This is a genomic window from Brevundimonas nasdae (genome assembly GCF_016654005.1).
Classification (GTDB): domain Bacteria; phylum Pseudomonadota; class Alphaproteobacteria; order Caulobacterales; family Caulobacteraceae; genus Brevundimonas; species Brevundimonas nasdae.
Genome location: NZ_JAEPWN010000006.1, coordinates 69859 through 96563, shown reverse-complemented (window position 1 = coordinate 96563; position 26705 = coordinate 69859). Strand labels below are relative to the sequence as shown.

The following is a 26705-nucleotide window of genomic DNA, read 5'->3' as shown; positions in this document are numbered from 1 at the left end:
TCTTGCTTTTAGCGTCCCTGGCAGCCGCCTTTGGTCTGGCGGTTCTGACCAGTCAGACGCCCAAACCCGCTCCCGCCCTGTCGCCCGCCACTGAGTTTTCCGCCGTCCGCGCCATGACGGACGTGCGGCATATCGCCCGTGCGCCCCACCCCATCGGCTCCATCGAACATGCCCGAGTGCAGGCCTATCTGTTGGGCAGACTGACCGACCTGGGCCTGACGCCCAGCCTGCAGTCCGGCGCCCTGTCGCCCGCCGCCATCAGCCGCATCGAAAAGCGCGGCGACAATGCTGCGGGTCTGCTGGCCGTCAATCTGGTCGGCGTTCTGCCCGGACGTCGCCCTGAACTGCCCGCCGTCCTGATGATGGCCCATTACGACAGCGTGCCGGGATCGCCCGGCGCCGCCGACGACGCCTCGGGCGTGGCCGCCATTCTGGAAGCCGTGCAGGCGATCAAGGCGCGGGGTCCGGCGGACCGGACCCTGATCGTTCTGCTGACCGACGCCGAAGAACTGAACCTGGACGGCGCACGCGCCTTCTTCAGCGAGCACCCGCTGCGCGACCGGGTCGGGATGGTGGTCAATCTGGAGGCGCGCGGCGGCGGCGGGCGGGCCATGATGTTCGAGACCGGCCCCGGCAACGCTCAGACCATTTCCCAGTTCGCCCGTGCGACCAAAGACGCGACCGGCGGCCCGTCCAGCAACGCCCTGACGGTCTTCGTCTATCGTCTGATGCCCAACGGCACCGACATGACCATCGCGGTCAATCGTGGGATTGCAGGCGTAAACCTGGCCTTCATCGGCAGGCCGGACCAGTATCATGCGCCGACCTCGACGCCGGACGCGCTGGATCAGGGCAGCCTGCAGCATATCGGCTCGCTGGCGCTGGAGGCGACCGACGGCTTCCTGCGCGCGCCCGCACTGCCCAAGGCGACTTACAACGCCGTCTATGCCGATGTGTTCGGCCTGGCCGTGCTGCGTCATCCGCCTGTCGTCGGCTGGCTGCTGCTGGGTCTGGCGGCCCTGTTGACCGGGTTCGCAGGCTGGGGCGCGCGACACGCGACGGGCCTCAGCCGCGCGTCGGTGCTCAAGGGCGTGACGGGCGGGGTCTGGCTGCTGGCCAGCGGCGTCGTCCTGGCCCAGGCGGTGCGGGTTCTGGCCGGGCCGATCGGCAAACAGATCGACACGCCCGAACTGTATTACACCCTGCTGCGCCGCCTGCCGTGGATGGAGGCGGGGGCCGGGCTGGCGGTGACAGCCGCCGTCCTGATCCTGTTCGCCGGACGGGCCCTGGTCGGACGTCGGCTGCTGGCGCTGGTTCTCGTTCTGGCGGCGGTTCTGGCCCTGGCGCTGGGCGGCCTGAACCCCATTGTCGCGGGCGCCGCCGTGATCGCCGTCATCCTGACGCTATGGCCCAGGGGCGAGGATGAGACGACATGGGGCGGCTGGCTGGGCCTGATCATCGTGGTTCTGGCGCTGGGCCTCGTCACGCAGATTTTGGCGCCGGAAGCCGCCTTCCTGTTCATCTGGCCCGGTCTGGCCGCCGCCCTCGCCGCCGCCGCGACCGTCCTGATCAGCGCGCGGCTGGCGGGCTGGACCGCGCTGATCCCATCGGTTGTCGTCACACTGATCGTCGGCGGCTGGCTGTTGGCGCAGGCGCACGGCGTGTTTCTGGGCATCGGCATGGACCTGCCCGGCGCATTGGCTCTGTTCGGCCTGCTGATCGCCATGCTGGCGCGGCCCTTGGCGCCGGTTCAGCCGCTCGGAGCCCGCACGCTGGCCGTCATCGGCGCAGTCAGCCTGATCCTGGGCGGCGGCCTATCGCTGGCGGCCCAGTCCGCTCAACCCCATCCTGACCCCGTCCAATCCACCTTGACCAAGCCGAGCTGAAACCGCGTGCATCACGACCACATCAGCCTGTTCGCCGCCGTCGCCGTCGCCGTCGCGATTCTGGGCGCCTGGACGGCTCTGGACCTGTTCGGCCGGATGCGGGCGCATCTGGGCTCGGCGCCCTGGTGCTGGGCATCAGCATCTGGTCGATGCATTTCATCGCCATGCTGGGCTTCGATCCCGGCTCCCCCGTCTCCTACGAAGTTGGATTGACGTTCGTCTCCTTCCTGCTGGCCGTAGCGGGAACCGGCGTCGCCTTCCTGACCGCGAGCCGACCGAGGTCAAAGCGTTACGTCCTGCCTGCGGGCGGTCTGCTGATGGGGCTGTCGATCGTGGCCATGCATTATGTCGGCATGGCCGCCGTGCGCACGACCGCGACCCTGGGCTATCGGCCAGCCTTGGTCGCCCTGTCCGTCCTGATCGCCGTGGTGGCTTCGACAGCGGCCCTTGCAGCGGCGCGGCGCGAACGCAGTCAGGGCTGGCGCGCCCTGGCCGCCGTGATCCTCGGTCTGGCCATCGCCTCCATGCACTATACCGGCATGGCCGCCGTCATCCTGGCCCCCGCCTCACACGTCCCCCACGCCGGAGGCGCGTCTCCGGTCGCCCTGGCGGCGGCGGTCACAGCCGGATGCGTCATCATACTGTTCCTGGCGCTGGGGGCCTCGATTCTGGATCAGAGGACCAACGTTCTGTCCGCCATTGATGCGGGAGGGGTCGGCTTCTGGGAGGCCGCCCTGCCTCTGCGCTCTCCCATCCTGTCGGATCGGGCCCGCGAAATCCTGTCGATTCCGCGTGATGCGCGGCTTGGCCCCACCGAGATCGGCGACCGTCTGTCGCCCGAGGACCTTCCTTTTCACCTGGCCGCGCTGGCGCGGGCCATGGCGGGCGAAGCCGATTATGATCAGGAATGGCGTCTGGCGGGCACAGACCGCTGGTTCCACCTGCGCGGACGCCTGATCCGCAGCCGTTCAGGCCGCCCCATGCGAATGTCGGGCGTCATCACCGACATCACCGACCGGCGCCAGGCCTATCAGGCCTTGGCCGACAGCGAACGCCAGCAGCGCATCCTGATCAACGAGCTGAATCACCGGGTGAAGAACACCCTGGCCACGGTCCAGTCCATCGCCCGTCAGACCGCGCGCCGGACCCCGGACATCAAGATGTTCACCACCCTGTTCGAGGCGCGGCTTCTGGCCCTGTCCAACACCCAGAACCTGCTGACGGCGGGGAACTGGGAGTGGGTCGATCTGCGCGAACTGCTGGTGCAGGAACTGGCGCCCTATGCCGACGAACAGGTCTATCTGAGCGGCCCATCCGTCAGCCTCAATCCGCTGCAGACGCAGGGCCTGGGCATGGCCTTTCACGAACTGGCGGTGAACGCCGCCAAATATGGCGCCCTGTCGGCGGCGGGCGGCTTGGTCCGCGTCGACTGGTCGGTCGATAAAGGCGTCCTGCTGCTGGACTGGGTCGAAAGCGGCGGTCCCGCCGTCCGCTCGCCAGAGCGTCGCGGCTTCGGCTCAGACCTGATCGATTCCACCATCAACCGCTCGCTGAACGGGTCGGCGGCCCTGGCCTATCCGCCCGAGGGCTTCGCCTTCAGCCTGCGCCTGCCGCTGGGCGACACGTCAGAATCGGTCGCCTGATCCCCAGGTTCTCGAACTTCAAAAAAGAGAACATCTTGTGAACCGGAACAAACCGTGCACATAGTCAGCCTCACTTAACGGGGGCGGGTCCATGGCGGGTCTCTCCCAAGCTTCTGACGGGAATCATGGCAAGGGAGACGAAGGCAATGGCACAGGCGGCTTTGAAACTGGTGGGCAAAGAAGACGGCGACAAACAACGCGCTCTTGAGGCGGCGATCGCGCAGATCGATCGCGCCTTCGGCAAGGGCTCGGTGATGAAACTCGGCAAGGCCGGCGTGGTGAACGAGATCGAGAGCGTCTCGACCGGCTCGCTGGGTCTGGACATGGCGCTGGGCATCGGCGGCCTGCCCGTCGGGCGGGTGATCGAGGTGTTCGGCCCCGAATCCTCGGGCAAGACGACCCTGGCCCTGCACACGGTGGCGGAAGTCCAGAAGAAGGGCGGCGTCGCCGCCTTCGTGGACGCCGAACATGCGCTGGACCCCGTCTATGCCCAGAAGCTGGGCGTCAATCTGGACGATCTTCTGGTGTCGCAGCCCGACACGGGCGAGCAGGCGCTGGAGATCGTGGATACCCTGGTGCGGTCGGGCGCCGTGGACATCGTGGTGGTCGACTCGGTCGCCGCCCTGACCCCGCGCGCCGAAATCGAAGGCGAGATGGGTGACAGCCTGCCGGGTCTTCAGGCCCGTCTGATGAGCCAGGCGCTGCGCAAGCTGACCGCCTCGATCTCCAAGTCGAAATGCATCGTCCTGTTCATCAACCAGATCCGTCACAAGATCGGCGTCATGTACGGTTCGCCGGAAACCACGACGGGCGGCAATGCGCTGAAGTTCTACGCCTCGGTGCGCCTGGACATCCGCCGCACCGGCGCGATCAAGAACCGCGACGAGGTGGTCGGCAACACCACCCGCGTCAAGGTGGTCAAGAACAAGGTCGCCCCGCCGTTCCGCGAGGTCATCTTCGACATCATGTACGGCGAAGGCATCTCCAAGCTGGGCGAGGTCATCGACCTGGGCGTCAAGGCGGGCGTGATCGAGAAGGCGGGCAGCTGGTTCAGCTACGATTCAACCCGCATCGGCCAGGGCCGCGAGAATGTGCGCGAGTTCCTGAAACAGAACCCCGACATCGCCGCCTCCATCGAAAAGGCGGTTCGCGCCTCCACCAACAAGATTGCCGACGAGCTCCTGGGCACGCCCGAACCGGACGAAGGCCAGGACCTGGAAGGCTAAGCACCGCTCCGTCGGTCCCTGCGACCCGCCACCCGACCCCGTGGGGTCGGCGGAGCCGGCCCGCCCGATCTCGCATCGGGCGGGCCTTTCTTATTCTACGCCCTGCCCCTTGAGCCCGCGTCGCGGCGCGCCATATTCCCGCCTTACAGAACCGGGGCCACTGTCGCCGGTCCAGGAGCATCGATGCCCGCCATCGCCCCCGTCATCGCCATCGAAGGTCTGACCAAGACCTATAAATCCGGCCATCAGGCGCTGAAGCGCGTCGACCTGAACATCAACAAGGGGGAGATCTTCGCCCTGCTAGGTCCGAATGGTGCGGGTAAGACCACCCTGATCTCCATCGTCTGCGGCATCGTCACCCCCACGACAGGCGTCATCACCGCCGACGGCCATGACATTCAGACCGACTTCCGCGCCGCCCGCACCAAGATCGGACTGGTGCCGCAGGAGCTGACCACGGACGCCTTCGAGACGGTCATGGCTACCGTCACCTTCAGTCGCGGCCTGTTCGGCAAGGCGCCGAACCCGGCGTTCATCGAGCAACTGCTGAAAGACCTGACCCTGTGGGACAAGCGCGACGCCAAGCTGCGCACCCTGTCAGGCGGGATGAAGCGCCGGGTGATGATCGCCAAGGCCCTGAGCCATGAGCCGGACATCCTGTTCCTGGACGAGCCCTCTGCAGGCGTCGACGTCGAACTGCGTCGCGATATGTGGGTCATGGTGCGGCGCCTGCGCGAACGCGGCGTCACCATCATCCTGACCACCCACTATATCGAAGAGGCCGAGGAGATGGCCGACCGGGTGGGCGTCATCCTGAAAGGCGAACTGATCCTGGTCGAGGAAAAGACCGCCCTGATGAAGAAACTGGGCAAGAAGACCCTGACCCTGAATCTGACCGAGCCCCTGACCGCCATCCCCGCCGAACTGTCCGACTGGGGCCTGACGCTCAAGACCGACGGCGGCGAACTGGAGTACAGTTTCGACGCCAACGCCGACGACACCGGCGTGCCCTCCCTGATCCGCCGACTGGAGACGCTGAACATCGGCTTCAAGGATCTGAACACCCGCCAGAGCTCGCTGGAAGACATCTTCGTCAGCCTGGTCCACACGAACGGAACCGCCGCATGACCTTCAACGGATACGGCGTCTGGGCCATCTATCGCTTCGAAATGGCGCGGGCGCTGCGCACCATCTGGCAAAGCATCGTCACCCCCGTCATCACGACGGCCCTGTATTTCGTGGTCTTCGGCGGCGCCATCGGCAGCCGGATGCAGGAGGTCGGCGGCGTGCCTTATGGCGCCTTCATCGTGCCGGGCCTGATCATGCTCAGCCTGTTCACCCAGTCGATCTTCAACGCCTCGTTCGGCATCTACTTCCCCAAATTCACCGGCACCATCTACGAGATCCTGTCCGCGCCCGTCTCCTCGCTGGAGATCGTCCTGGCCTACGTCGGGGCGGCGGCGACCAAGTCGGCGGTTCTGGGGCTGATCATCCTGGCGACGGCGTCCTTCTTCGTGCCGCTGCAGATCCTGCATCCCTTCTGGATGATGGCCTTCCTGATCCTGATTTCGGTGACCTTCAGCCTGTTCGGCTTCATCATCGGGGTCTGGGCCGACGGGTTTGAGCAGCTTCAGATGATCCCGATGCTGATCGTCACCCCCCTGACCTTCCTGGGCGGCGCCTTCTACTCCATCGACATGCTGCCGGAGGGCTGGCGCACGGTGACCCTGTTCAATCCGATCGTCTATCTGATCTCTGGATTCCGCTGGGCCTTCTATGGTCAGGGCGATGTCTCCATCGGCGTCAGCCTGACGGCGACCCTGGGCTTTTTCGCCCTCTGCCTTGCCATTGTGATGTGGATGTTCAAGACCGGATATCGGCTCAAGAACTGATCCGTCACGAAACCGGCCAGATCGCCAGCGAATAGAAGACCATGTCCGACGATCAGAAGACCCCGTCGCCGGGATCGGCGCCCGCCCAGCCTGAGCCGTTCGAGCGCAAGCCCGCGCAGTGGGGACGGATGCCCGCGACCACCTTCCACGTCGGGCCGGTGCCGATCGCGCCCAATCCGCTTGACCGGCTGCCCAACCCGCCGCCTCGCAAGGCTCCGGCTCAAGGTCAGCAGGCAGGTGGGGCGCAGGGATCGGGACAGGGCTTCTCACCCGCCGAAGGACGCGCCCCGGTTCGTCCGGCTGCACCTGCCCCGGCGCAGCGCCCAGGCGGCATTCTGTCGGGATCGCTGATTCCGCAGGCGCGCCCTGCCACGGCGCCAGCGACGCCGTCGAAACCGGAACCCGCCGCCGCGGCGCCGGACCTGACCGTGCGGCCCCTGCCCGGCGCCGAGACTGCGCCCGTTTCGCCGCCTCGGCCCGATCCCGCGCCTGCCGCTCAGGTTCAGCCTGAACCCGCAGCCCCCGTCATGGTCGCGGAAACGCCGCCTGTGATCGAGGTCGCGCCCATCGCGCCCCAGCTTGCATCACCCCGTCAGGCGGCATCCCGCCAATCAGCCTCACGACTGCCCCTGCTGATCGGGGTCGGGGCCGCAGCGGTTGTGATCATCGGCGGCGGCCTGTGGTTCGCCCTGCGTTCGCAACCCGCTGCCGAGGCTCCGCCGGTTACAACGCCCGAAGCCGCCGCGCCCGTCAGCACGCCGCCCGCCGCACCGACGCCTGAACCCCAACAGGCTGCAACGCCTGAACCGGCCCCGGTCGCAGCCGCACCCGTCGCGCCTCGCCCACAACAGACAACCACGCCGCCGCCTGCCCGCGCGACGACGCCTGCGCCTGCAGCCCGGCCTGCGCCGACACCCGCCCAGCCGCGCCCGACGATCGCGCCCGCTCCAGCCGCCTCGACGCCTGCCCCGGTTCCGTCGGCGACGGTCGAGCCGCCTCCTGTCGTGGTGGTTCCTCAGGGCCCGGCGCCGACGCCCGCGCGTCCGGCGCAGACCGATCCAAACGCGCCCATCGTCACGCGGCCCCAGCCGCTCGACTGAGCCGCAGCCTGGTCAGGCGGTGCGGATGATCCCGCCCGCCGCCGTCACCGGCCAGGGCGTCAGCCGCCCGCCCGCGCACGGACCGCCCGTGCATTCGCCGGTCAGCGGCTCAAACACCGCGCCGTGCCAGCCGCACAGGATCAGCGAACCGTCCGGCGTCAGATAGCGATCCAGTTCGACCGCAATGGGAAATCCGGCGTGCGGGCAGCGGTCGATCCAGCCTGCGACGGCCCCATTCTTCCTGACCACGAAACCGTGGAAGAAGGCCTCGCCGATCTGGAGCACGAAGCCGCGCGCGCCGGGGTCGGCGATGTCGGTCTCGACGCACAGGGCCACGCCGGGCGGCGTCTTCCAGACCCGCTTGCGCTCAGCCGGTTCGGGCGTATCGCTCAAACCCGCTCGGCCTTCAGGGGGCGCGACAGCAGGGTCTCGATAGCGCCGTCCACCGTGGTTTCACCCGCCAGCAGGGCGGCCGTGACCTCGGCGATGGGCATCTCCACGCCCAGACGCGCCGCCAGTTCGCGGACCGCAGGCGCGCTTTCGTACCCTTCGGCCACCGACCGTTTTCCGGCCAGCGCCTGTTCGACCGTCTGCCCCTGCCCCAGGGCCAGACCCAGGCTCATGTTGCGCGACTGCGGGCTCGAGCAGGTCAGGACCAGATCGCCCAGACCGCACAGGCCGGCCACCGTCTCGGCCTCGCCGCCCAGGGCCACGGCCAGGCGCGTCATTTCTGCAAAACCGCGCGTGATCACCGCCGCATGGGCGCTGCGGCCCAGTTGACGGCCTTCGACGATGCCGCAGGCGATGGCCAGAACATTCTTCAGCGCGCCGCCCGCCTCGGCCCCGATCAGGTCCTTGGCCAGATAGGGCCTGAATCCCGGCGCCGACAGGGTGTTCAACAGGGTCTCGCCCAGCGCATCATCCGCACAGGCCAGGGTAACGGCGGACGGCAGGCCGCGCGCGACCTCGCCCGCAAAACTGGGCCCGGACAGGACGGCGGCGGGCGCCTCAGGCAGGGTTTCCGCCAACACATCCGTCATCAGCTTCAGCGTGCCGCGCTCAATCCCCTTGGCGCACAGCACGATCGGCACGCCTGCCCGCACATGGGGCGCGAAGGCGGTCAGGGTGGCGCGCATATGCTGGGCGGGCGGCACGGCCAGGATCACGTCGCACCCGGCCAGATCCGCCAGATCGCTCGTCGCGCGGATGCCGGGGTTCAGTTCTACGCCCGGCAGGAAGGCTTCGTTGACGCGCCGTGCGGCGATGCTTTCGATCACCTCGGCCTCGCGGGCCTGCAGGATCACATCCAGCCCGCCGCGCGCACAGACCTGCGCCAGGGCCGTGCCCCATGCGCCCGCGCCGATCACCCCTGCCGTGCGAAATTCCATGCGCCCTCCCAAGGCATTGCGCCGGTTCATGCTTTTGCGCCTTTGCGCCCCGGCTTGTGCGAAGGATCGGACAGGGCGCGCGCTTCGTCCAGCGGCCATCTTGGCCGTGCGATCACATCCACGTCGTTGGTCAGGCCCAGAGCCAGTCTTTCCGCCCCCGCCAGGGCGATCATGGCCGCATTATCGGTGCAATAGACCATGGGCGGGGCCAGAAAATCGAAACCATGTCGGGCCGCCGTGGCCTCCAGGGTGGCGCGAATCGTCTTGTTGGCGGCCACCCCGCCCGCAACCACGAACAGCCGGTGCGGATGTTCGGCGGCATAGGCGGCCAGAGCCCGCTCGGATCGGTCCGACAGTTGGCGCGCAATCGCGTTCTGGACGGCGTCGGCCAGATCGGCCTTGTCCTGCTCGGTCTCGCAGGCCTGGGCGATGCGGAAGGCCGCCGTCTTCAGGCCCGAGAATGAAAAATCGCAGTCCTTGCGGCCCAGCAGGGCGCGCGGCAGGTCGATCTTCGACCCATCCCCCGTCGCCGCCAGACGCTCCAGCGCCGGACCGCCGGGATAGCCCAGGCCCAGAGCCTTGGCGATCTTGTCAAACGCCTCGCCCGCCGCGTCGTCGATGGTGGCGCCGATACGGCTCATGTCGCCGATGCCGCGCACCTCCAGCAGCTGGCAATGACCGCCCGACACCAAGAGCAGCAGGAAGGGATAGGCCACCTCCGCCCCCAGCCGCGCCGACACCGCATGGCCTTCCAGATGATTCACCGCCACCAGCGGCAGGCCGCGCGCCAGACTGACCGCCTTGCCGTAGCTCAGGCCCACCATGACCCCGCCGACCAGACCCGGCCCCGCCGTCGCCGCCACTCCGTCCAGATCGGCGTAATCCAGCCCCGCCTCAGCCATCGCGCGGCGTGTGACGCCGTCGATCATCTCCACATGGCTGCGGGCGGCGATTTCCGGCACCACCCCGCCATAGGCCGCATGATCGTCGATCTGGCTGTGCACGATCGAGGACAGCACCTCGGCCCGGCCGCCCAACACCGTCGGATGCAGGCGCACGACCGAGGCCGCGGTCTCGTCGCAGCTGGTCTCCAGACCCAGCACCGTCAGCACGCCGTTTCGAGGCTGGGCGTCGCGTCCGGTTGCTGCTTCGGCGCGGCTGCTATAGTCGGCGGACATCTCCATCGGGTCGAGGTAGCGACCCGGCGACCGGTGCGCAACGCTCATGACCTTTCCTCTCCGTATCGGCACCCGCCGCTCCAAGCTGGCGCTGGCCCAGTCCGGCATGATGCAGCGCGCCATTGCGGCGGCTCTGGGCGTGCCGGCGAACGAGGCGGCGACCGCCGTGCCCCTGGTCGAGATCGTCACCACCGGCGACCGGATTCAGGATCGCCGCCTGCTGGAGCTGGGCGGCAAGGCCCTGTTCACCAAGGAGATCGAGGAGGCCCTGCTGGACGGCCGCATCGACATCGCCATCCATTCGATGAAGGACGTGCCCGCCGTTCAGCCCGAGGGTCTGTGCATCGCCGCCATCCCGGAACGTGAGGACGCCCGCGACGCCTTCATCAGCCGCGACTTCGCCGCCTTCGACGACCTGCCCTTCGGCGCGCGTCTGGGCACGGCCAGCCTGCGGCGTCAGGCCCAGGCCCAGGCCCTGCGGCCTGACCTGAAGATCGAGATGCTGCGCGGAAACATCGACACCCGCCTGCGCCGCGCGGCGGACGGCGAGTTCGACGCCATCCTGCTGGCCGTATCCGGCATGGCGCGCCTGGGCGTGACTGAACATATCCGCGAGAAACTGTCGCTGGACGCCTTCCTGCCCGCGCCGGGTCAGGGCGCATTGGCCATCCAGACCCGCGCCGCCGATATCGACGCCCCCTGGGTCGCCGCCCTGAACCACGCCGACACCGCCCTGGCCGTCGCGGCGGAACGCGGGGCCATGCTGGCGCTGGAAGGCTCATGCCGCACCGCCGTCGGCGCCTATGCCGCCATCGACAACGGGACCCTGCGCCTGACGACCGAGATGCTCAGCCCGGACGGCTCGGCCCGCTGGCGTCGTGTCGGCGATCTGAACGAAGCGACAACCGAAACCGCCCGCGCCCTAGGCCAGCGTCTGGGCGCCGAGGTTCATCTCGCAGCGGGCGATCAGGAAGTCGATCCGGCGACGCTGGACGGATGACCGCCGCCCGCCCGGCCCGCGTCTGGATCACCCGCACCCAGCCCGGCGCCGGGCGGACAGCCGAACGGCTGCGGGATCTAGGCCTGACGCCGGTGATCGCGCCCCTGCTGACGGTCGAACCTCTGGCCCCGTCCCTGCCCGATCTGGACCAATTCGCCGCCCTGGTCTTCACCAGCACCAATGGCGTCGACGCCTATGCCGCCCTGACGCCGCGCCGCGACCATCCGGTTCTGACGGTCGGCGACGCCACCGCCGACGCGGCCAAAGGCATCAGCTTCAGCAACATCCGCTCCGCCTCCGGCGACCTGACCGCCCTGGCCCGCCTGATTGCCGCAGAACCGCCCGCAGGCCCCATCCTGGCCGCCGTCGCCGAAACCCCGGTGGGTGATCTAGCCGAAGCGGTGCGCCTGGCAGGCGGCTTGGCCGAGATCACGACCGCATCCGTCTATCGCACCACGCCCGCCCCCTGCTCGCCGCCGCCCGCGTTTGACGCGGTTCTGGTTCATTCGCCGCGCGCCGGACGCCTTCTGGCGACGCTCGGTGAACCAGCCCTCGCCCACGCGGTCATCGCCTGCATTTCCGTCGCCGCCGCAGCGCCCCTGACCGCCCTGGGCCTGTCGCCCGCCCTGTCAAACGCGCCAAATGAGGATGCTTTGCTCAAGACCTTGCAAGAGGCGCTTGGCAATCGCGAACAGCCCGTATAAAGAGCGCCTCTCGCGCGGCTTGAACGCGCACCGGAGCCGCTTTAGCTCAGCCGGTAGAGCACATCATTCGTAATGATGGGGTCAGGTGTTCGAGTCACCTAAGCGGCACCACCTTTTCAAAGCATCGTCAGCTTTGATGCCCGGCCGGAATAAGCCGGAAGGTGCTTCCGCTTGGGAGTGGCGTGGGTTCCCACTGGGAACAGCTTCCGGTTCCATTTCGCTCAAAGCCCTACTTTCTCGATGCCCCCTTGCTCATGACGACGGTCGTCAGGTGACAAGGCCTTCTCGGTGCAGCTAGCTTCTCCCAGATTGCGGAGGGTGAATTGGTGATTTCTGAGTATCTCGAGAGGGTCATTGCCCAGTTCAAAAGCGGCCACGCCACTGAACACAGCTACCGGCCCGCGCTAAATGACCTGTTTCAAAGCATTGACCCAGCGCTGACAATCATCAACGAGCCAAAGCAGTCCGAAGGCGGCATGCCCGACTTCATGTTCCAGCGCGACGGCGTCCCCATCGGCTGGGCCGAAGCCAAGGACATCGACAAGGACGTCATCAAGCTCAAGGGCTATTCGGTCGAACAGCGCAAACGCTACGAGGCCGCATATCCCAACCTGATCTACACCAACGGCGTGGACTTCGAGTTCATCCGCGACGGCCAACAGGTCCACTTCGTCTCTATCGCCGACTTCCAGATGGGCCTCCAACCTGTCCCGGAAAAGTTCGAGGAGTTGGAACGCCAGCTCAAGCTGTTTGCCGAGCAGAAGCCCATCAGCATCAAATCCGCTTCGAAGCTGGCGGAAATGATGGCGGCCAAGGCGGCAATCATAAAGGACGAGATCGGCCTGGCGCTGAAGGAAGACCCTGAGTTTCGCTCCGGCCTCGGCGGCCAGTTTAAGAGCTTCAAGGCCAACCTGCTCCCGCACCTCGAACCGGACGAGTTCGCCGACATCTACGCCGAAACCATCACCTACGGCATGTTCGCCGCCCGCTTCCACGACGACGACCTGACGACCTTCAGCCGTCAGGAGGCGATGGACGACCTGCCAGCCTCCAATCCCTTCCTTAAGGGGCTGTTCGAATACGTCGCCGGCCCGGCACTGCCCAAGCGCCTGACCTATATTGTCGATGATCTAGTCGAGGTCATGCGCGCCTCGGACCCCCATTCGCTGTTCCGCGACTTCGGCAAGTTCACCGCGCGGAACGACCCCTTCATCCACTTCTACGAAGACTTCCTGGCCGCCTATAATCCCAAGAAGCGCAAAAGTCGGGGCGTCTGGTACACACCTGAACCGGTGGTGGACTTCATCGTCCGTGCCGTGGACGATGTGCTGAAGTCCGAGTTCGGCCTTGCCGACGGCTTGGCCGACACCTCAAAGGTTACGGTCGATTGGGACACCGGCCAAAACCACCCCAAGACCGGCAAACCGATCACCGAAAAGCGCCAGGTTCACAGGGTCCAGATTCTCGACCCCGCCACCGGCACCGGCACATTCCTTGCCAAGGCGGTCCAGTTGATCTCGGACCGGGTCAAGGCGCACGCGCCGGGTAAATGGTCCGGCTATGTCGAACAGGATTTGTTGCCCCGCCTGCACGGCTTCGAGTTGCTGATGGCCAGCTACGCCATGTGCCACATGAAGCTGGACATGCAGTTGGCCGAGAGCGGTTACAAGCCGAGCGCCAAGCCGCCGCGGCTGTCGGTCTGGCTGACCAACGCGCTGGAGCCGGCCGAGCGCGAGGTACGCGACCTGTTTTTCCAGCCGCTCGCGGAAGAGGCGCGAGGTGCAAGTGAGGTCAAGCGACAATCGCCGATCATGTGTGTGATCGGAAATCCACCATATTCAGGAATATCTCAGAATAATGGAGAATGGATCACGCGTCTGATCGAAGACTATAAGTACATTGGTAAGAAACATTTTGGCGAACGCAAGCACTGGCTGCACGACGACTACGTGAAGTTTATCCGCATGGCTGAGCACACAATCGCACAAAATCCATCCGGAGGCGTCTTAGGATTTATTACTAATCACGGATATTTAGACAACCCGACGTTTCGGGGCATGCGTTGGCGTCTGCTTCAGACGTTCGACAAAATCTGGGTAGTTGATTTGCACGGGAACACGAACAAGCCAGAACCCGTGCCACCTGGTTTGGTTGACAAGAATGTGTTCGACATTCGTCAAGGCGTAGCGCTGGTTATTGCCATACGAAAAGGGAAAACGTTAGGCACCTTGGGTGAGGTCTGGCACGGCGAGATATGGGGTAGTCGCGAAAGCAAGAGCGCTAAGCTTTTTGATCTCAATAGATTTGACGGCGCACCAACTAAGCTTAAACCAGAAGCGCCGTACTTCATGATGGCTCCATTTTCCGTCGCCTCAAGAGACGCCTACGATCAGGGATTTTCCGTCAACGAACTAATGGTTCACAATGTAACTGGGATCGCGACAGCGCGAGACCATCTGGTCATTGGATTCTCCGGAGAGGAACTAAGGCTTCGCATCGAGAAATTCATTGATCCAACGCTTAGCGATAGACAAATCCGAAATATTTTTTTCCCGTCCAGAAAAGACGAGAAATATCTCGCGGGAGACACGCGTGGATGGAAGATTGAGCAGGTTCGACCAGAAATCAGAATGTCAGATTGGAAATCCGATATCAGGCCAGTCTACTACAGACCGTTTGATAAGAGGTGGATAATTTATCGGAAAGATATGGTCGATTGGGGAAGAGAAGCGATAATGAAGAATTATCTGTCATCTCCAAACATCGGCTTACTCATATCCAAAGCTCACAATGACAGTAATTTTGCCCACTCTTTAGTTACCGACACCATATCAGAGGTAATTATTGTGTCAGGAACAACAGCATCGAATGCTGTGAACGTTCCATTGTACATTTATCCCGATACATGTAGCGATCAATCCGACGCCTTCGCCGCCAAGCACCGCACGCTAAATCTCGACCCGAAGCTCTACGCCGCCATCTGCAAAGCCGCCGGGATTGACCCCGCCAATCAGGCAGGGCCGGAGGACGATTTCCGGGCCGCGACGGGCGACGCCCGGCCGAGCGAAATTAAGGTGTTCGACTACATCTACGGGGTGCTGCACTCGCCGGACTATCGCGCGACCTATGCCGAGTTCCTCAAGATCGACTTTCCACGCATCCCCTATCCAGCATCGCCCGAGGTGTTCCGCCAAGTCAGCGACAAGGGCGAGCAACTGCGCCGCCTGCATCTGATGGAGGCGCCCGCCATCGGCGAGACGCACTATCCCTATCACGGCGACGGCGACGACGTGGTCGCGGCTGGCTATCCCAAATTCGAGGGCGATCGAGTCCACATCAACGCCGACCAGTATTTCGACGCCGTGCCCGACATCGCCTGGAACTTCTTCATCGGCGGCTATCAGCCAGCCCAGAAATGGCTCAAGGACCGGCGTGGTCGCGCTCTGTCATGGGACGACATCGGCCACTATCAGAAAGTCATCAAAATCATGATGGAGACGGACACGGTGATGGGGGAAATTTCGCTGCCTATAACTGGGTAGGGTCAAGAGACGCCATCACCTGCCGCGAGCTAGAAGATCCCAAAGCAGCGTCGCCGGATCATGGTCGAGGGCATCCGCGACCTGACCGAATGCGGTCAATCATATGCGCCAATCGCCTCGCTCCACCTTCTACACAGGGCTTTGCGGCCTACCCAGCCGCGCCGCGAGTTCAACCTGAGTGATGTCGGCAGCCTTCTGCACCGAGGTGATGAAGGCACGGAATCCCTGACGCCGCTGCGTGAAAATCGACGACGGCAGAGAGCGCAAACCGCGCCATCTTATTTGAATAATTAGCAAGAAGACGGGAGGCGACTATATCCTCAACGTCGCAGCCAGCCTTCTCGTCACCCGTTCGAATAGCCGGGTTGGTTCGGCATCCATGGCCCTAGCGAGCGCCACGAACTCCAGCACGTCCACGCGACGCTGACCGCGCTCGATGATGGACACGAAGGACTGATCCTTCCCCACGCGCGCGGCCAACTCGGCCTGCGTGAGCCCTGACGCCTGACGCGCTTCAACGAGCACCGCGACGAGGTGCCGATGATCCCCGCCAAAGATCGTCTTGGGCATCGAATGGGCCGCCGAGTCTAAACCGGCAACCCAACTATATGGAAAATCCGCTTATGCGATTTTTCCCTTTCCGATATGGATTTTTTCCATACTCAACGAACGCGATTCACCCTGCCCTACCGTGGAGATGAACACACTCGACCTAAGCCTCTGATCTTCAATCACCAAAAACTCAAACCCATGACGGACCAATCACATCATGAAATCAACCTACGCACTCGCATCATTGCTCGCCCTTTTGGCGGCCTGCGATCAAGGCGTTGCACAAACCACTAAAGCCCCCACTCAAGCCGAAGAAATCGAGGAGTTCTGCAATCAAGTAGCATCGGACTTTGTCGCGAGCGGAGGTCAATCAACCGGTCTGTTCATGGGTAGGATTCAGCAAAAGATGCTCGAAGAAGAATGGGATCCAGAAACGGTCTCCAACACCTGCTCGGAAGCCCTCCGCCGCAAAACAGAGTTTATTCAGCAGCACGCACAGGCAATCGAAAGGCGTGCCCAATGAGACCCTTAGCCTATGCCCTCGCCGCTTTCGCTCTAGCCATCAGTGGCTGTGCCTCTGCACCCGCACGGACGCCCGGCACCTACGTCAGTCAGAGCGAACCCGTCTATCTGATCACCGAATCTCAGGCCGATCAGATCCTGGTGGACGCCATGAACGTCGAGTTCGGCACCAGCCCGATCGTTCGTGTCGAGCATCCGAACAAGGGGTATCAGGCCACCATCAAGTTCCTGTTCGACAGCCACCAGATCGTCGGCACGATGGTTCCCTCCAGGGGCCGCAAAGCTGACGGCACGGTGCAGGACGGCTTCTATTTCACCGTCTCCCACAGCGGCACCATGCCCCTGTCTGGGATCACCCGCTCAAAGCGCTTGAAGGACCGGCTCAACCAGGCGGCAGGCACTCTTTCGCCGAGCGTCCCTCCAGCACGGTAAGTGGTGCCTTACCGGGTCGCTAGCTGAGGCAGGACACCAACGTCCCTCCCCTCAGTCAGCAGCCTGAAAACCCGTTGCGCGTCATCGACTTTAGGGACGTTCACTAGGACGACCTGACCCCTTCCAAAACTCCAACGATCACCGACCCCCGTGGCCAACCGCTGCGGGGGTTTTTTCGTGCCCCGAAAGGACGACCAGACCATGCTCTCCCTGAACGACCGCGACGCCGTCACCGCCGCGCTCACAGACCCTAGTCTCGACCCTACCCTGCGTGCCCTCATCGGACTTCGTGTCTGGCAGGTGGACACCGATCGTCGCCGTCCCCTTGGCGAAATCCTCCAGATCGTCGTCGTGCAGCCGAGCGATCCACCCGAGGTCATCCACGCCGCTGTCGGCTTCCCCATCTGCTGGGACCAGGCCGAGCAACCCGGCTGGGAGTGGTTCAACGACCACGGCTCATGGTTCGAGCTGGCCTACGTTCTGACTGACGACTTCGGAATGCTGGTCTTCGTGGCCGACCATCCCGACACCAACGACACCCTGCGGTTCAACTGCCTAGGCTTTGCCGACCGGCCTCCGACTTCCGACGCCGACTAAGCCTCAACCACCATCCGATCCGCGCCCTCCGACACCCCGTCGAGAGGGCTTTTTTTTGTGCCCGAAGGACACCGATTCCATGCTTTGCCTAAACACTCTTGCCGATGTCGCCGGCGTCATCAGCGATCCCGGCCTAGACGACGACCTGCGCACCCTGATCGCTCATCGCGGATGGCAGGCCTACGCCGATCATCCGTCATGCCTCAGCGAAGACACCCGGATCGTCGTCGTCCACGGCGGCGATACCCCCGACGTCATCAACACCGCCGTTGGCTTTCCAATCACTGGCGACGATGCGGAGGAGCCGACCTACGACACCCTGGACGATCATGGCCTATGGTTCGAGATCATCTACCGGGGCCGGTGCGGGCGGGACACCGTGGTCTTTGTCGAGAACGGTCCAGGGACGGAGATGGGCTTACACCATCTCTGCCTTGTCCATTTCTGGACCGAGGTGGGTGGTCGATGATGGGCCGGTTCCTCTTGTTGCTCATCCTTTGCGTGGCCTTGGCCGTGCTCAGAGCCGTAGTCATCGTCGCTTTGACCTTGGCGGTGCTGGCGTTGATCGTGAGCTTCATCACACGACCGAGACAGACGCTGATGTTCCTGGGCACCCTAGTCCTGTCGGCCCTGACGGTGGCTCAGCCCCTGGCCTGCATCGTAGGCGTGGTTGTGGTGGTCGTGGCGCTGGCGGGATTTGGCCACCTGCAGCGCCGATGTCACTCTCGGTCGTTCCTATTGCCGAGGTCGTCTGACCCGAGCGCAGACTGAGAGCTTCTGGAGGCGTTTCGGCTCATTCGGGACGCCTTCAATTCACTCAACGCCGCCACAGCCCGTTGGGCAATCGGAAAGAAGGCCTCTCCTGCGGCGGTCAGAACTGGAGGAAACTGGTTGTGCTCCAGCAGTAACCGACGCGCGCCACCACCGCACCAAAGTTCCAGATTCTCGATGTGCTTGGAGATGGTCCCTTGAGTCACACCCATCTCCGCCGCAGCCGCAGTCTGTTTCCCGTAATGGACCGACAGCACAAAAGCCTCCAACCACACTACGCGTAGGCTGCCAAACTGCGATTTTTCTGCCCTGCCACCCAAAACGCTACCTCCAGAATCAGCCCGGCACCGCCGAGAGACATCCTCTAGGCCGAGCCACGGCATCATTCCACTCTGGAATAGTTGAAGCGGACGAACGTTCGCAAGGACATCTCCAAACCTGCAACTAGTAATCGGTCCAGAGGGCTTTCCAGCGGCCATGCGGAGGACCACAACCTCCCCAGCGAGGACGCGACACCGACTGCAGCGGCCGTCTCGAAATCGCAAAGTGCCCGCGCCGATCCCGGCGTGTGCGGAACATCCCCATAACGCTTGAGGACCAACACCATGACTGCAGAACGTCCGACCGATCCGAACCAGCCGACCGATAAGGGCCAGCCTGAACCCATAGAAAATGCCCTCCCCAACGTCGCGTCGGAAACGGGTGAAACGGGCAATCAGACTCTGCCAGGACCCCTTTTGCCCGTTTTGCCCGTTTTACCGAGCCCAACGGCTGCGCCACCGCTCAACCTTTCAAGGGAGGAGGACTTCGCCGACGACGTCTATACACCCGCCCCCGCTACAAATCCGGTGGTGAGCGCGCTCAAGGCGGAAGGCCTTTATATCGACGATGCTGGCGACGGATTTCACCGGATGGCATGCCCCTGGGCTTCAGAGCATCCGTCGGATGTCCAAGCTCAAGCGGGTTATCTAGAACCCTGCTTCGGAAACCCGATCGGCTTGTTCCGTTGCACCCACAATCATTCGGAAAAGCGCGACGCGGAAAGCCTGATCGATCACCTGGGCATTACACCAGAGGTCGCCCGCGCAAAATCCGTCATTTACATGCAGACCGGTGAAACGCACCGTGCTGCCGCTGCGTCGGAGCGGGTGCTTGCCGCAGACGGGCGCTATTTCAACGCATGTGGCCCAATCGTCCGCATCATCGAGCCCGCCCCCGACGACATATCTACAGAACTCGTCAACGATCAGACCCTCAGCGCTTTCCTAGCATCGAAGGTTGACTATTACCGGAAAGCCAAAGGCAATCAGTGGGAGCGCTGCGATCCTCCCGCCAGCATCATTCAAAACCTGCGGTATTCTCAGGATCGACGCCATCTGCGTTCTCTGACGGGCTTATCCAGGCAGCCGTTCTATGGCGCGGATAAGTGCGTTGTGTTCAAACCTGGCTATGATGAGGCGACCGGCACGTATGCCGCCTTTGATGAGGCCGACTACAATCTAGTCAACCCGACGCGGAAGGACGCCGAGCGTGAGCTCGGTTGGCTGAAATGGCTTATTCGCGAATTCTCATTCGCGTCCGATGCAGATCGGGCGGCCGCCCTCGCCGCGATCCTCACCGCCGCCGTAAGAGCATCCCTTCCGCTCGCCCCAGCCATCAACATCAACGCTCCTCGCTCCGGTGGCGGGAAAAGCTTTCTGGCAGCGCTGATCGCGTTGGCGGCTACTGCTGGCGAGCCTTACAACACAAGCTATCCGACCACACCCGAAGAAGCAGCCAAGGTATTGTTGGCGATGCTGCTAGAGAAACCCGCTGTGGTGCTGTTTGATGACATGCAGGTACAAACGGGTTGGAAATCGCTCGGCCCCATGAACAAGGCGCTAACGAGCACCAGCATTACCGAGCGCGTACTCAGCAGAAGCCGAACCGCCACCGCGCGCACCAACGTGCTCTTCATGGGTACCGGGAACAACGTAGAACCCGGCCAAGATATGCGCCGCCGTGTGCTGTCGATCCGCCTTGCCCCACGGAGTGAGACACCTACGCTGCAGCAGTACTCGTTCAATCCTGTGGCCCATGTTCGGGAAAGGCGGTCACATATCGTCCAGGCCGCCCTCACCATCACCGAGGCTCACCGGCTGGCCGGTAGACCGGTTTCCGATGTCCCGTCGATCGGAAGTTACGAAGAATGGTCGCTGACCTGCCGGCAACCGCTGTTGTGGCTCGGCGAGCCCGACCCTGCAACGAGCCTGATCCAGCAAGTCCAGGACGACACCGATCAGGACGCGCTAGGCGAATTTCTGCAGCACTGGTCCAGGCTGTTTAGCGATGACCCCATGATGGTGCGTGAGGTGGTCCCGTATGCCGCCAGAGACCCTCGATTTGCCGACGTACTGGAGGAGATCGGCGTGATGGACGGCTCCACCGTGAATACGAAGAGGCTCGGCTGGTATCTCAAACTGAATCGGAGCCGCTGGGCCAACAGTCTGAGGATCGAGTCAGGCCCGAATTCGCAGCGCAACACTTGGCGGGTCATCGCTGACTAGGTGTCGGTGATCGCGCCGCCGACGCCCGGCAACCGGCCAGCCAAAACAGGTGAAAGAGGTGGCCTGTTTTGCCCGTTTTGATGGCCCATAAGCCGACACCGCCGACGCAGAACGCGAGCCCCTGAGGCCCGCTCCGGGCACCCCATAGCCCGGCCATCCAGACGCCCCAGCCCCCGCCCAGGCGGGCCACCCTGGGGCAAACGCGGGTCCGTCCCGCTCCAGACTTTCCCCTCCACCGCAAACCGCCTCGCGCTGCGCCCCCGTCGGCACCGCGTGATGGCGCTCGTCTGAACTCAACCCATTAAAAGGATAATCCCATGCCCAAGGCCCACCTGACTCAGACTTTCGTCGCCAATGCTGGCTGCGAGGTCGGCAAGAAGAAAAGTGACTTTTACTGCACCACAGTGACTGGCTTCGTTCTGGAATGCCGCTGCACTGGCGGGAAGACCTACTACTTGAGGTTCCTGTGTCAGGCAGGGACGCAAAAGCAGTTTAAGATCGGCGGCTATAACGACATCACGTTCGCCGCTGCCAAGAAGAAGGCCCAGCAGCTTCGGTCCGAGGTCGTGATGGGTGGCGATCCGAGCGCCCAGAAGGCTCTGGTCAAATCTATCCCGGTGTATGGCGACCTTTCCACCAAGCATTTGGACTTCATCAAAGGCAGCAAGTCCTACGCCTCGGTCGAGATGTGTATGCGCGTCCACATCGTTCCGAAGTGGGGCAAGACACGCCTCACGGACATGAACAGTCGGTCGATGGCGCAGTGGCTCGGTGAAAAGCGGGCGTCGGGCCTATCCCCGGCGTCGGTCGAAAAACTTCGTGTCATCATCGGCCGCTCGTTCGTCCTTGGGGCGAGCTGGGACATTCCCGGCACCGAGCGAAACCCCACCCGTGGCATCCCTCGGACGCCGCTGAACAATGGTCGTGAACGCTTCCTGTCCGCCGAGGAAGCGACGCGGTTGCGCGAGGCGGTGGCGGCCTCGCAGAACCCGCAGCTTCAGCACATTGTGGGTCTGCTGCTCCTTACCGGGGCACGGCTTCGCGAATTGCTGGACGCCAAATGGGAGAACGTGGATGTCAAACGTCGGTCATGGCTGATCCCGACCAGCAAGACCGGTAAGCCACGTCACGTCCCGCTTTCCACAACCGCGTTGGCGATCATCGAGACGCTGCCTCGCTTCAAGGACTGCCCTTGGCTGGTGCCCAACCCGGAAACCCGCCTTCCCTTCGTGTCGATCAAGCACGGTTGGCAGCGAGCGATCAGGGAGGCGAGGCTGCCGGGTCTTCGCCTTCATGACCTTCGACACTCAGCGGCGTCGTTCATGGTCAACTCCGGCGTTGATCTCTTCGCCGTCGGAAAGGTGCTGGGTCACGCCAGCTACCAATCGACCCAACGATACTCGCACTTGGCCAACGACACGCTGCTGAAGGCCGTAGAGGCCGGAGCGGCTAAGCAGATCACCTAAACCTCACTCCCGCCCCGCGCGCTGGCTTCGGCTAGTTCGTGGGGCGGGATCTATTATTTTTTTTGCCCAAGCAGGCCGAGAGATGTCTCCTCGCCAGGATTTGGACCCTATTTGCCGCCAGCTTTCTTATGCTCTCTGATAGCCTTCTCAAGCTTGCGCTGGAGCGAAGCTACCTCTGCCCACTGATTCATTTCCTCGGCCTTATCAATATAGGCTCGTTTGGCTTGTGGTTCTGGCTCGGCATCCGCAAGCGCCTGCATTCGCTTCGCCTCAGCCCTGAAAAGTCGCACACCCACACAATACCTCAACTGTTTGGATTAGACCGCGCGCGCTCAATAGCGCGGATTGTATCCAGAACCGTAGGATGAGCTGCGCGACGAGGATGAACCCCAGCTGGAGCTACGCGAGCTCGAAGATGAAGAGCCGTAAGACGAGCCATAGGCTGTTCTGGGTGCGGTATAAGACGGCGTCGAACCGTAGCTAGGTGACCGTGTCCCAGCGCGTCCGGTATATGGATTGACGTTCGGCCGCGTCGTCCAGTTGTCATTTACGGTGCTGTTCGGATTTGTTCGGTGGTGAGGGGCGACATACGTCCCGTTGGATCGGTAGTGCCCATTCACACCAACCTGGGCCGACGCCGAGGTTGCGATGAGCGCGGCAAACGTCGTGATGAAGATTGTTTTCAGCGTCATTGGCGGCTCTCCAGATTATATAAACGCTGTCGCACCAAATATCGACGCTTGCAACCTATGATTTACACGGACGGGGTGGAAGCACTGCTGTCCTTCTGCCGCATATCCGAAAATCAGTTTGCTTGTCGCAAGAGGCCGTGGGTGGCCGCAAAGGAAACGGCGGCTCCCTAAAACGGAACCGCCGTTAAATAGCTTACCTATGGTGGAGAGCTTAGAGGCCGCCGTGACCAATCGGCGCGAGAAGCGTCGAAGGGACCGAGAAACGCAGGTTGGCGTTCGCCGGGTTGTCGCACTGCTTCTCATTATAAATCGTCATCAGGTGCTCATTGCGACGATCTGCAATCTGCATGGCGTCACGTGCGCTCATGTAGTTGCCCACGGCAGCAGGCCAGAAGAACAGCACCGCAGCGACGTTGGCGGTGTTGACGCCTTGGTTGCTTTGGCCCTGACGCTTGATCTCTTCCAGCTTGGCGAACTGATCCTTGAGCTGAGCGCAGGTCATCTGACGATCGCCAGGCTGAGTGACCGAAACCTTCTCGGTCGTCGTGCAGGCAGACGTCAACGCAGCGACCGCGATGGCGGCCGTGATGATGGTCTTCTTCATAGGTGATCCCCCCAGGATCGGTTTCTAGCGGAGCCCTCTGCTCCGATATAACCGCGATCTAGCACACCCAACGCGTGAGTCTAGCGCAATGATGGGGGAGTGTTTGGCGACCCAGCCCCAAAGGGACAAGCTGGGTAGACTGCTGGGCCGCCGGTCCACTGAGGGTGAACGCCCGAAACCTAAACACAGCCGCAACGTGTGTCTACTTAAGACGCAGTTTTCACGTTTCTTCGTCAAATTCGCTGTTAAAGAGCTCGGGGATAAAGCCCTGAAATCGCTTCATCTGATCGCGGCATCATGTTCGAAACACCAATCTCTCTCACGATCGAAGGCATCGTGTACGTTCTGACCAACGAGGCCATGCCGGGCATCGTCAAGATTGGCAGAACCTCTGGTGATACGGTTGAGCGACGTGTCGCCGAGTTGAGCCGAGCCACCGGTGTGCCCCTGCCTTTCCGCGTTGCTGTGGCGAGACGCGTGCATGACGCCGTGAAGGTCGAGAAGGCTCTTCACATCGCGTTCGGTCGCGAAAGGGTGAATCCTGCTCGTGAGTTTTTCTCGGTGGAGCCGTTCCGGCTGATTGAATTACTCAATGCATTTCCAGGCACCGATCTGACACCTGAAGCCGAGGCTGCGGCAGAACGTGAGGTCAAAAAGGACGAGCCTCGCGCCTATGAAGCTGAACGGAGCTTCGAGCAGAAGAAGCGCAGGCCTCCTCTCAATTTCGAGGAAATGGGTTTGGCGCTCGGATCTGAACTGATTCACGTTGAGACCGGCGACGTCATCGAAATCGTCGAGGCCAAAAAGGTTCGTTTGAGGGACGAGGTTGTATCGCTCACCCGAGCTCAGCAGATTGTTTCGGGCGCACCGTATGCCGTTCAGCCTGGTCGGTACTGGAAGGCTGCCGATGGCCGCACGATATCGGAGCACTATGAAGCAACGTACCCCCACGACGACGATGCCGATGTGTGAAGGACCCAGGCTGCGCTCTTACACAGACAGCTGAACGTCAGATTTGGGCGGCAATGCCAAAGACTGCAATCGACCCATTGCGGACTTTCTCAACGTCCAAATAGGAGGCTTGAAGTAGGGTCACCGTCTGGACCAGCCCAATGCTAGCCCCCCGATAAGCCCCGGGAGAAACATGAATGCAAAGCGCCACAGTGGCGTTATGCTGACGACGAACGACACGCCGTAAAGCGCTACGGCGCATACCAAAGCATAAACCCAGGCCTGTCGCAGACCTATTAGGCGAAGCACAATATCCGAAAGGAGAAGGATGACAGCGGCCAACATCGTGGTGCTAACGGCGGCCGGGAGCATGAATGGATACAATCGGTCAATTTGGTCGCGCGCAACCACCAGCCCCGCAATCGCCATGAGGATGACCTGGGCAATCGGCACCGTTAAAAAGCCTAGCCAATATCCGCCACGACGTGTCTGAGGCGTAGAGGCCGAAGTATGGATGGCTGAAGGACGGGTTGGAAATCCCGTTCGCTTTCCAAAGCTCATGTCGGATTGCCCCTAAGACTGACACTCCTTGATACACAATCTCCGGTTAAATGTTCCTTGTTCGCTCCAGGACCTTGGTCAGTTGCAAGGCCAACCGAGGCTTAGGAGCGTCCGCTGCGCCATTCTGACGTTGAGCGCGGCTGCTTTCCAGACTGACGTCAATGTTGCAGCGGCGAAACCTAAAACGAAATCGACCGGTTACGGACGCTCTACTTGTGGTTAGGATCGCTGGATGGTGCGCCGAATGAAAACACCCGTTCAACAAACCCTATTCGCATGCCACCGTTAAGCGGATTGGCTGCTGTGGTGGCGAGCTGCGTGTCGTGGCTCCACGGACGGTGGAGGAGCCATCCCTTTGCGGGAGTGTCCGGCCCTCTGATGTGCGCCCTCAGCTTCGGCACGACCGCCTGCAGCGAACCTGATGTCTCTTCTCTAGCGCAGCAAGCCACACCTTCCATGGTGCAGGAGCAGCCGCTTCCAACGCAAAGAGCTCTGACATATGCGCGAGTTCCTGCGGGCCAAGTGCCAATGACGAGCGAAGAACTGCGCTCAACCTTTGTCGGCAAACGCTACGTCGACATCCAGCATCGTTCAGCGATCGTGACGGAGGCATTCGAGTCCGATGGGAGCTATCGGTTTGAGAGCGACTACCACAACTTCGGCGGCATCTATTGGATTGCCAATGGATGGCTATGCCGTCGGTGGGACGAACCCGAACGCCCGCTAACGACCTGTTCCCAAGTCTATGTCCTTCCAACAGGAGACATCTCGTACGTCGCTCCAGCCAATGGCCGGTTCCAACACTACAAGATCGCGCCCTAGCCAACGTCCGCTTCCCACCCATTGCGGACATTCAAAGTGTCGGCTTACGGTGAACCTCGAGTGTCGATCCATCTGGGGTTCGGCCAACGCCTGAGGTGGCCCCCCAAGCATGACCGATCAGCCAGCACCCTCGATTCTCGACATGACCGTCGGGATCGTAGCCAACTACGTATCCAACAATGACCTTCCGCCAGAGCGGATCGGAGATCTGATCTTTTCCACTCATGCGGCCCTTGCGAACGTCGGTCAGCCTGAACCGGAAGCGGTCGAAATCTACGTCCGCGCAAGTGCTGGCCAGATTCGGAAGTCGATCACCGATGCAGGTCTGGTCAGTTTCTTGGATGGCCGAACCTACAAGTCGCTGAAGCGTCACTTGTCGGCCAACGGGATTACGCCGGACGAGTACCGAGATCGATACGGGCTAGCCTCTGACTACCCGATGGTCTCGCCCGCCTACTCGGCCCGTCGGTCTGAGCTGGCAAAGTCGATTGGGCTGGGCGCGAAAGGCCGCAAATCTACGCCTCCTACGGATGGTCCGAAGCCGTCCACGAAACGGGGCCGCTCGTCGAAGTGAGCTTCCGGTCGCTTGGGGCTTGCAGGTATGGCGCAGGTCGAAATTTGAAATCCGAC

26 protein-coding genes and 1 tRNA gene are annotated in these 26705 nt (G+C 62.8%); 20 read left to right on the top strand and 7 right to left on the bottom strand.

Annotation, left to right across the window (positions count from 1 at the left end; translation table 11 throughout):
• Positions 1-2 precede the first annotated feature (2 nt).
• From JKF87_RS10535 to JKF87_RS10510, 6 genes are all read left to right on the top strand, one after another.
• On the top strand, positions 3-1886 hold the full coding sequence (locus JKF87_RS10535) for a M20/M25/M40 family metallo-hydrolase (protein WP_236261293.1): 1884 nt from the start codon (positions 3-5) through the stop codon (positions 1884-1886).
• A gap of 125 nt (positions 1887-2011) precedes the next feature.
• Positions 2012-3529, top strand: a complete 1518-nt coding sequence (locus JKF87_RS10530) for an MHYT domain-containing protein (protein WP_201099847.1) — start codon at positions 2012-2014, stop codon at positions 3527-3529.
• Positions 3530-3675: 146 nt separating this feature from the next.
• Complete coding sequence (gene recA / locus JKF87_RS10525; RefSeq protein WP_201099846.1) at positions 3676-4755, top strand: recombinase RecA; 1080 nt, start codon at positions 3676-3678, stop codon at positions 4753-4755.
• A 183-nt stretch (positions 4756-4938) separates the two neighbouring features.
• Entirely contained in the window at positions 4939-5883 is a 945-nt protein-coding gene (locus JKF87_RS10520) for an ABC transporter ATP-binding protein (RefSeq protein ID WP_201099845.1), read from the top strand.
• Positions 5880-6647, top strand: coding sequence for an ABC transporter permease (locus JKF87_RS10515; protein WP_201099844.1), 768 nt, complete (start codon positions 5880-5882; stop codon positions 6645-6647). The genes JKF87_RS10520 and JKF87_RS10515 overlap by 4 nt, the downstream gene beginning before the upstream one ends.
• Before the next feature lie 41 nt (positions 6648-6688).
• The gene (locus tag JKF87_RS10510) at positions 6689-7747 is read left to right on the top strand and encodes a hypothetical protein (RefSeq protein WP_201099843.1); all 1059 of its coding nucleotides are present in this window, start codon (positions 6689-6691) and stop codon (positions 7745-7747) included.
• Positions 7748-7759: 12 nt separating this feature from the next.
• Here JKF87_RS10510 and JKF87_RS10505 read toward each other — a convergent pair whose 3' ends face one another.
• Genes JKF87_RS10505 through tsaD form a run of 3 tightly spaced genes read right to left on the bottom strand, consistent with a single transcriptional unit; the run spans position 7760 to position 10319 of the window.
• The gene (locus JKF87_RS10505; protein ID WP_201099842.1) at positions 7760-8140 is read right to left on the bottom strand and encodes a Rieske (2Fe-2S) protein; all 381 of its coding nucleotides are present in this window, start codon (positions 8138-8140) and stop codon (positions 7760-7762) included.
• Positions 8137-9135 (bottom strand): NAD(P)H-dependent glycerol-3-phosphate dehydrogenase, encoded by a 999-nt coding sequence (locus JKF87_RS10500; protein WP_201099841.1) that lies wholly within the window; start codon positions 9133-9135, stop codon positions 8137-8139. Before JKF87_RS10500 ends, JKF87_RS10505 begins: the two co-directional genes overlap by 4 nt.
• Positions 9136-9161: 26 nt before the next feature.
• The gene (tsaD, locus tag JKF87_RS10495; protein WP_370874345.1) at positions 9162-10319 is read right to left on the bottom strand and encodes a tRNA (adenosine(37)-N6)-threonylcarbamoyltransferase complex transferase subunit TsaD; all 1158 of its coding nucleotides are present in this window, start codon (positions 10317-10319) and stop codon (positions 9162-9164) included.
• Positions 10320-10359: 40 nt separating this feature from the next.
• Here tsaD and hemC point away from each other — a divergent pair, with 40 nt between their 5' ends.
• The 4 genes from hemC (at position 10360) to JKF87_RS10475 (ending at position 15559) form a co-directional block, all read left to right on the top strand.
• Complete coding sequence (gene hemC / locus JKF87_RS10490; protein WP_201099840.1) at positions 10360-11313, top strand: hydroxymethylbilane synthase; 954 nt, start codon at positions 10360-10362, stop codon at positions 11311-11313.
• A complete protein-coding gene (locus tag JKF87_RS10485; protein ID WP_201099839.1) occupies positions 11310-12017 on the top strand; it encodes a uroporphyrinogen-III synthase in 708 nt (235 codons plus the stop codon). The genes hemC and JKF87_RS10485 overlap by 4 nt, the downstream gene beginning before the upstream one ends.
• A gap of 35 nt (positions 12018-12052) precedes the next feature.
• Positions 12053-12128 (top strand) — tRNA-Thr (locus JKF87_RS10480).
• Between the two features lie 215 nt (positions 12129-12343).
• Positions 12344-15559 carry a type ISP restriction/modification enzyme gene (locus JKF87_RS10475; RefSeq protein WP_307417913.1) on the top strand — a complete coding sequence of 1072 codons (3216 nt, stop codon included), beginning with the start codon at positions 12344-12346 and terminating at the stop codon, positions 15557-15559.
• 312 nt (positions 15560-15871) lie between these two features.
• Here the strand turns inward: JKF87_RS10475 and JKF87_RS10470 are convergent, their stop codons facing one another.
• Positions 15872-16129 carry a helix-turn-helix domain-containing protein gene (locus JKF87_RS10470; protein WP_055806689.1) on the bottom strand — a complete coding sequence of 86 codons (258 nt, stop codon included), beginning with the start codon at positions 16127-16129 and terminating at the stop codon, positions 15872-15874.
• Between the two features lie 199 nt (positions 16130-16328).
• Here JKF87_RS10470 and JKF87_RS10465 point away from each other — a divergent pair, with 199 nt between their 5' ends.
• The 5 genes from JKF87_RS10465 (at position 16329) to JKF87_RS10445 (ending at position 18433) form a co-directional block, all read left to right on the top strand.
• Complete coding sequence (locus JKF87_RS10465; protein WP_156363167.1) at positions 16329-16634, top strand: hypothetical protein; 306 nt, start codon at positions 16329-16331, stop codon at positions 16632-16634.
• Positions 16631-17065, top strand: a complete 435-nt coding sequence (locus JKF87_RS10460; RefSeq protein WP_201099837.1) for a hypothetical protein — start codon at positions 16631-16633, stop codon at positions 17063-17065. The genes JKF87_RS10465 and JKF87_RS10460 overlap by 4 nt, the downstream gene beginning before the upstream one ends.
• A gap of 177 nt (positions 17066-17242) precedes the next feature.
• Positions 17243-17662, top strand: coding sequence for a hypothetical protein (locus JKF87_RS10455; protein WP_201099836.1), 420 nt, complete (start codon positions 17243-17245; stop codon positions 17660-17662).
• A 79-nt stretch (positions 17663-17741) separates the two neighbouring features.
• Positions 17742-18131 carry a hypothetical protein gene (locus tag JKF87_RS10450; RefSeq protein WP_201099835.1) on the top strand — a complete coding sequence of 130 codons (390 nt, stop codon included), beginning with the start codon at positions 17742-17744 and terminating at the stop codon, positions 18129-18131.
• Positions 18132-18175: 44 nt separating this feature from the next.
• Entirely contained in the window at positions 18176-18433 is a 258-nt protein-coding gene (locus tag JKF87_RS10445; protein ID WP_201100005.1) for a hypothetical protein, read from the top strand.
• Here the strand turns inward: JKF87_RS10445 and JKF87_RS18650 are convergent.
• A complete protein-coding gene (locus JKF87_RS18650; RefSeq protein ID WP_370874335.1) occupies positions 18382-18816 on the bottom strand; it encodes a LysR family transcriptional regulator in 435 nt (144 codons plus the stop codon). The genes JKF87_RS10445 and JKF87_RS18650 overlap by 52 nt on opposite strands.
• Positions 18817-19038: 222 nt before the next feature.
• Here JKF87_RS18650 and JKF87_RS10435 point away from each other — a divergent pair, with 222 nt between their 5' ends.
• Together JKF87_RS10435 and JKF87_RS10430 are read left to right on the top strand one after the other, a co-directional pair.
• Positions 19039-20979 (top strand): hypothetical protein, encoded by a 1941-nt coding sequence (locus JKF87_RS10435; protein WP_201099833.1) that lies wholly within the window; start codon positions 19039-19041, stop codon positions 20977-20979.
• A 317-nt stretch (positions 20980-21296) separates the two neighbouring features.
• On the top strand, positions 21297-22445 hold the full coding sequence (locus tag JKF87_RS10430; RefSeq protein ID WP_201099832.1) for a site-specific integrase: 1149 nt from the start codon (positions 21297-21299) through the stop codon (positions 22443-22445).
• A gap of 107 nt (positions 22446-22552) precedes the next feature.
• Here JKF87_RS10430 and JKF87_RS10425 read toward each other — a convergent pair whose 3' ends face one another.
• Both JKF87_RS10425 and JKF87_RS10420 read right to left on the bottom strand, forming a co-directional pair.
• On the bottom strand, positions 22553-22705 hold the full coding sequence (locus tag JKF87_RS10425) for a hypothetical protein (RefSeq protein ID WP_181669173.1): 153 nt from the start codon (positions 22703-22705) through the stop codon (positions 22553-22555).
• A gap of 643 nt (positions 22706-23348) precedes the next feature.
• A complete protein-coding gene (locus JKF87_RS10420; protein ID WP_201099831.1) occupies positions 23349-23741 on the bottom strand; it encodes a hypothetical protein in 393 nt (130 codons plus the stop codon).
• Positions 23742-24038: 297 nt separating this feature from the next.
• Between JKF87_RS10420 and JKF87_RS10415 the strand changes: the two genes are divergently transcribed.
• The 3 genes from JKF87_RS10415 (at position 24039) to JKF87_RS10405 (ending at position 26649) form a co-directional block, all read left to right on the top strand.
• Positions 24039-24713, top strand: coding sequence for a GIY-YIG nuclease family protein (locus JKF87_RS10415; protein WP_201099830.1), 675 nt, complete (start codon positions 24039-24041; stop codon positions 24711-24713).
• Between the two features lie 918 nt (positions 24714-25631).
• Positions 25632-26075: a hypothetical protein gene (locus JKF87_RS10410; protein ID WP_201099829.1), complete on the top strand. Its 444-nt coding sequence runs from the start codon at positions 25632-25634 to the stop codon at positions 26073-26075.
• 109 nt (positions 26076-26184) lie between these two features.
• A complete protein-coding gene (locus JKF87_RS10405) occupies positions 26185-26649 on the top strand; it encodes a MucR family transcriptional regulator (protein WP_201099828.1) in 465 nt (154 codons plus the stop codon).
• The last annotated feature ends 56 nt before the right edge of the window (positions 26650-26705 follow it).

Excerpts from the sequence above, each read along its gene's own strand:
- recA (WP_201099846.1), top strand. The coding sequence starts at position 3,676 with ATGGCACAGGCGGCTTTGAAACTGGTGGGCAAAGAAGACGGCGACAAA.
- JKF87_RS10520 (WP_201099845.1), top strand. The coding sequence starts at position 4,939 with ATGCCCGCCATCGCCCCCGTCATCGCCATCGAAGGTCTGACCAAGACC.
- JKF87_RS10515 (WP_201099844.1), top strand. The coding sequence starts at position 5,880 with ATGACCTTCAACGGATACGGCGTCTGGGCCATCTATCGCTTCGAAATG.
- JKF87_RS10510 (WP_201099843.1), top strand. The coding sequence starts at position 6,689 with ATGTCCGACGATCAGAAGACCCCGTCGCCGGGATCGGCGCCCGCCCAG.
- JKF87_RS10500 (WP_201099841.1), bottom strand. The coding sequence starts at position 9,135 with ATGGAATTTCGCACGGCAGGGGTGATCGGCGCGGGCGCATGGGGCACG.
- tsaD (WP_370874345.1), bottom strand. The coding sequence starts at position 10,319 with ATGGAGATGTCCGCCGACTATAGCAGCCGCGCCGAAGCAGCAACCGGA.
- hemC (WP_201099840.1), top strand. The coding sequence starts at position 10,360 with ATGACCTTTCCTCTCCGTATCGGCACCCGCCGCTCCAAGCTGGCGCTG.
- JKF87_RS10485 (WP_201099839.1), top strand. The coding sequence starts at position 11,310 with ATGACCGCCGCCCGCCCGGCCCGCGTCTGGATCACCCGCACCCAGCCC.
- JKF87_RS10470 (WP_055806689.1), bottom strand. The coding sequence starts at position 16,129 with ATGCCCAAGACGATCTTTGGCGGGGATCATCGGCACCTCGTCGCGGTG.
- JKF87_RS10465 (WP_156363167.1), top strand. The coding sequence starts at position 16,329 with ATGAAATCAACCTACGCACTCGCATCATTGCTCGCCCTTTTGGCGGCC.
- JKF87_RS10460 (WP_201099837.1), top strand. The coding sequence starts at position 16,631 with ATGAGACCCTTAGCCTATGCCCTCGCCGCTTTCGCTCTAGCCATCAGT.
- JKF87_RS10450 (WP_201099835.1), top strand. The coding sequence starts at position 17,742 with ATGCTTTGCCTAAACACTCTTGCCGATGTCGCCGGCGTCATCAGCGAT.
- JKF87_RS18650 (WP_370874335.1), bottom strand. The coding sequence starts at position 18,816 with ATGCCGTGGCTCGGCCTAGAGGATGTCTCTCGGCGGTGCCGGGCTGAT.
- JKF87_RS10435 (WP_201099833.1), top strand. The coding sequence starts at position 19,039 with ATGACTGCAGAACGTCCGACCGATCCGAACCAGCCGACCGATAAGGGC.
- JKF87_RS10430 (WP_201099832.1), top strand. The coding sequence starts at position 21,297 with ATGCCCAAGGCCCACCTGACTCAGACTTTCGTCGCCAATGCTGGCTGC.
- JKF87_RS10425 (WP_181669173.1), bottom strand. The coding sequence starts at position 22,705 with ATGCAGGCGCTTGCGGATGCCGAGCCAGAACCACAAGCCAAACGAGCC.
- JKF87_RS10420 (WP_201099831.1), bottom strand. The coding sequence starts at position 23,741 with ATGAAGAAGACCATCATCACGGCCGCCATCGCGGTCGCTGCGTTGACG.
- JKF87_RS10415 (WP_201099830.1), top strand. The coding sequence starts at position 24,039 with ATGTTCGAAACACCAATCTCTCTCACGATCGAAGGCATCGTGTACGTT.
- JKF87_RS10410 (WP_201099829.1), top strand. The coding sequence starts at position 25,632 with ATGTGCGCCCTCAGCTTCGGCACGACCGCCTGCAGCGAACCTGATGTC.
- JKF87_RS10405 (WP_201099828.1), top strand. The coding sequence starts at position 26,185 with ATGACCGATCAGCCAGCACCCTCGATTCTCGACATGACCGTCGGGATC.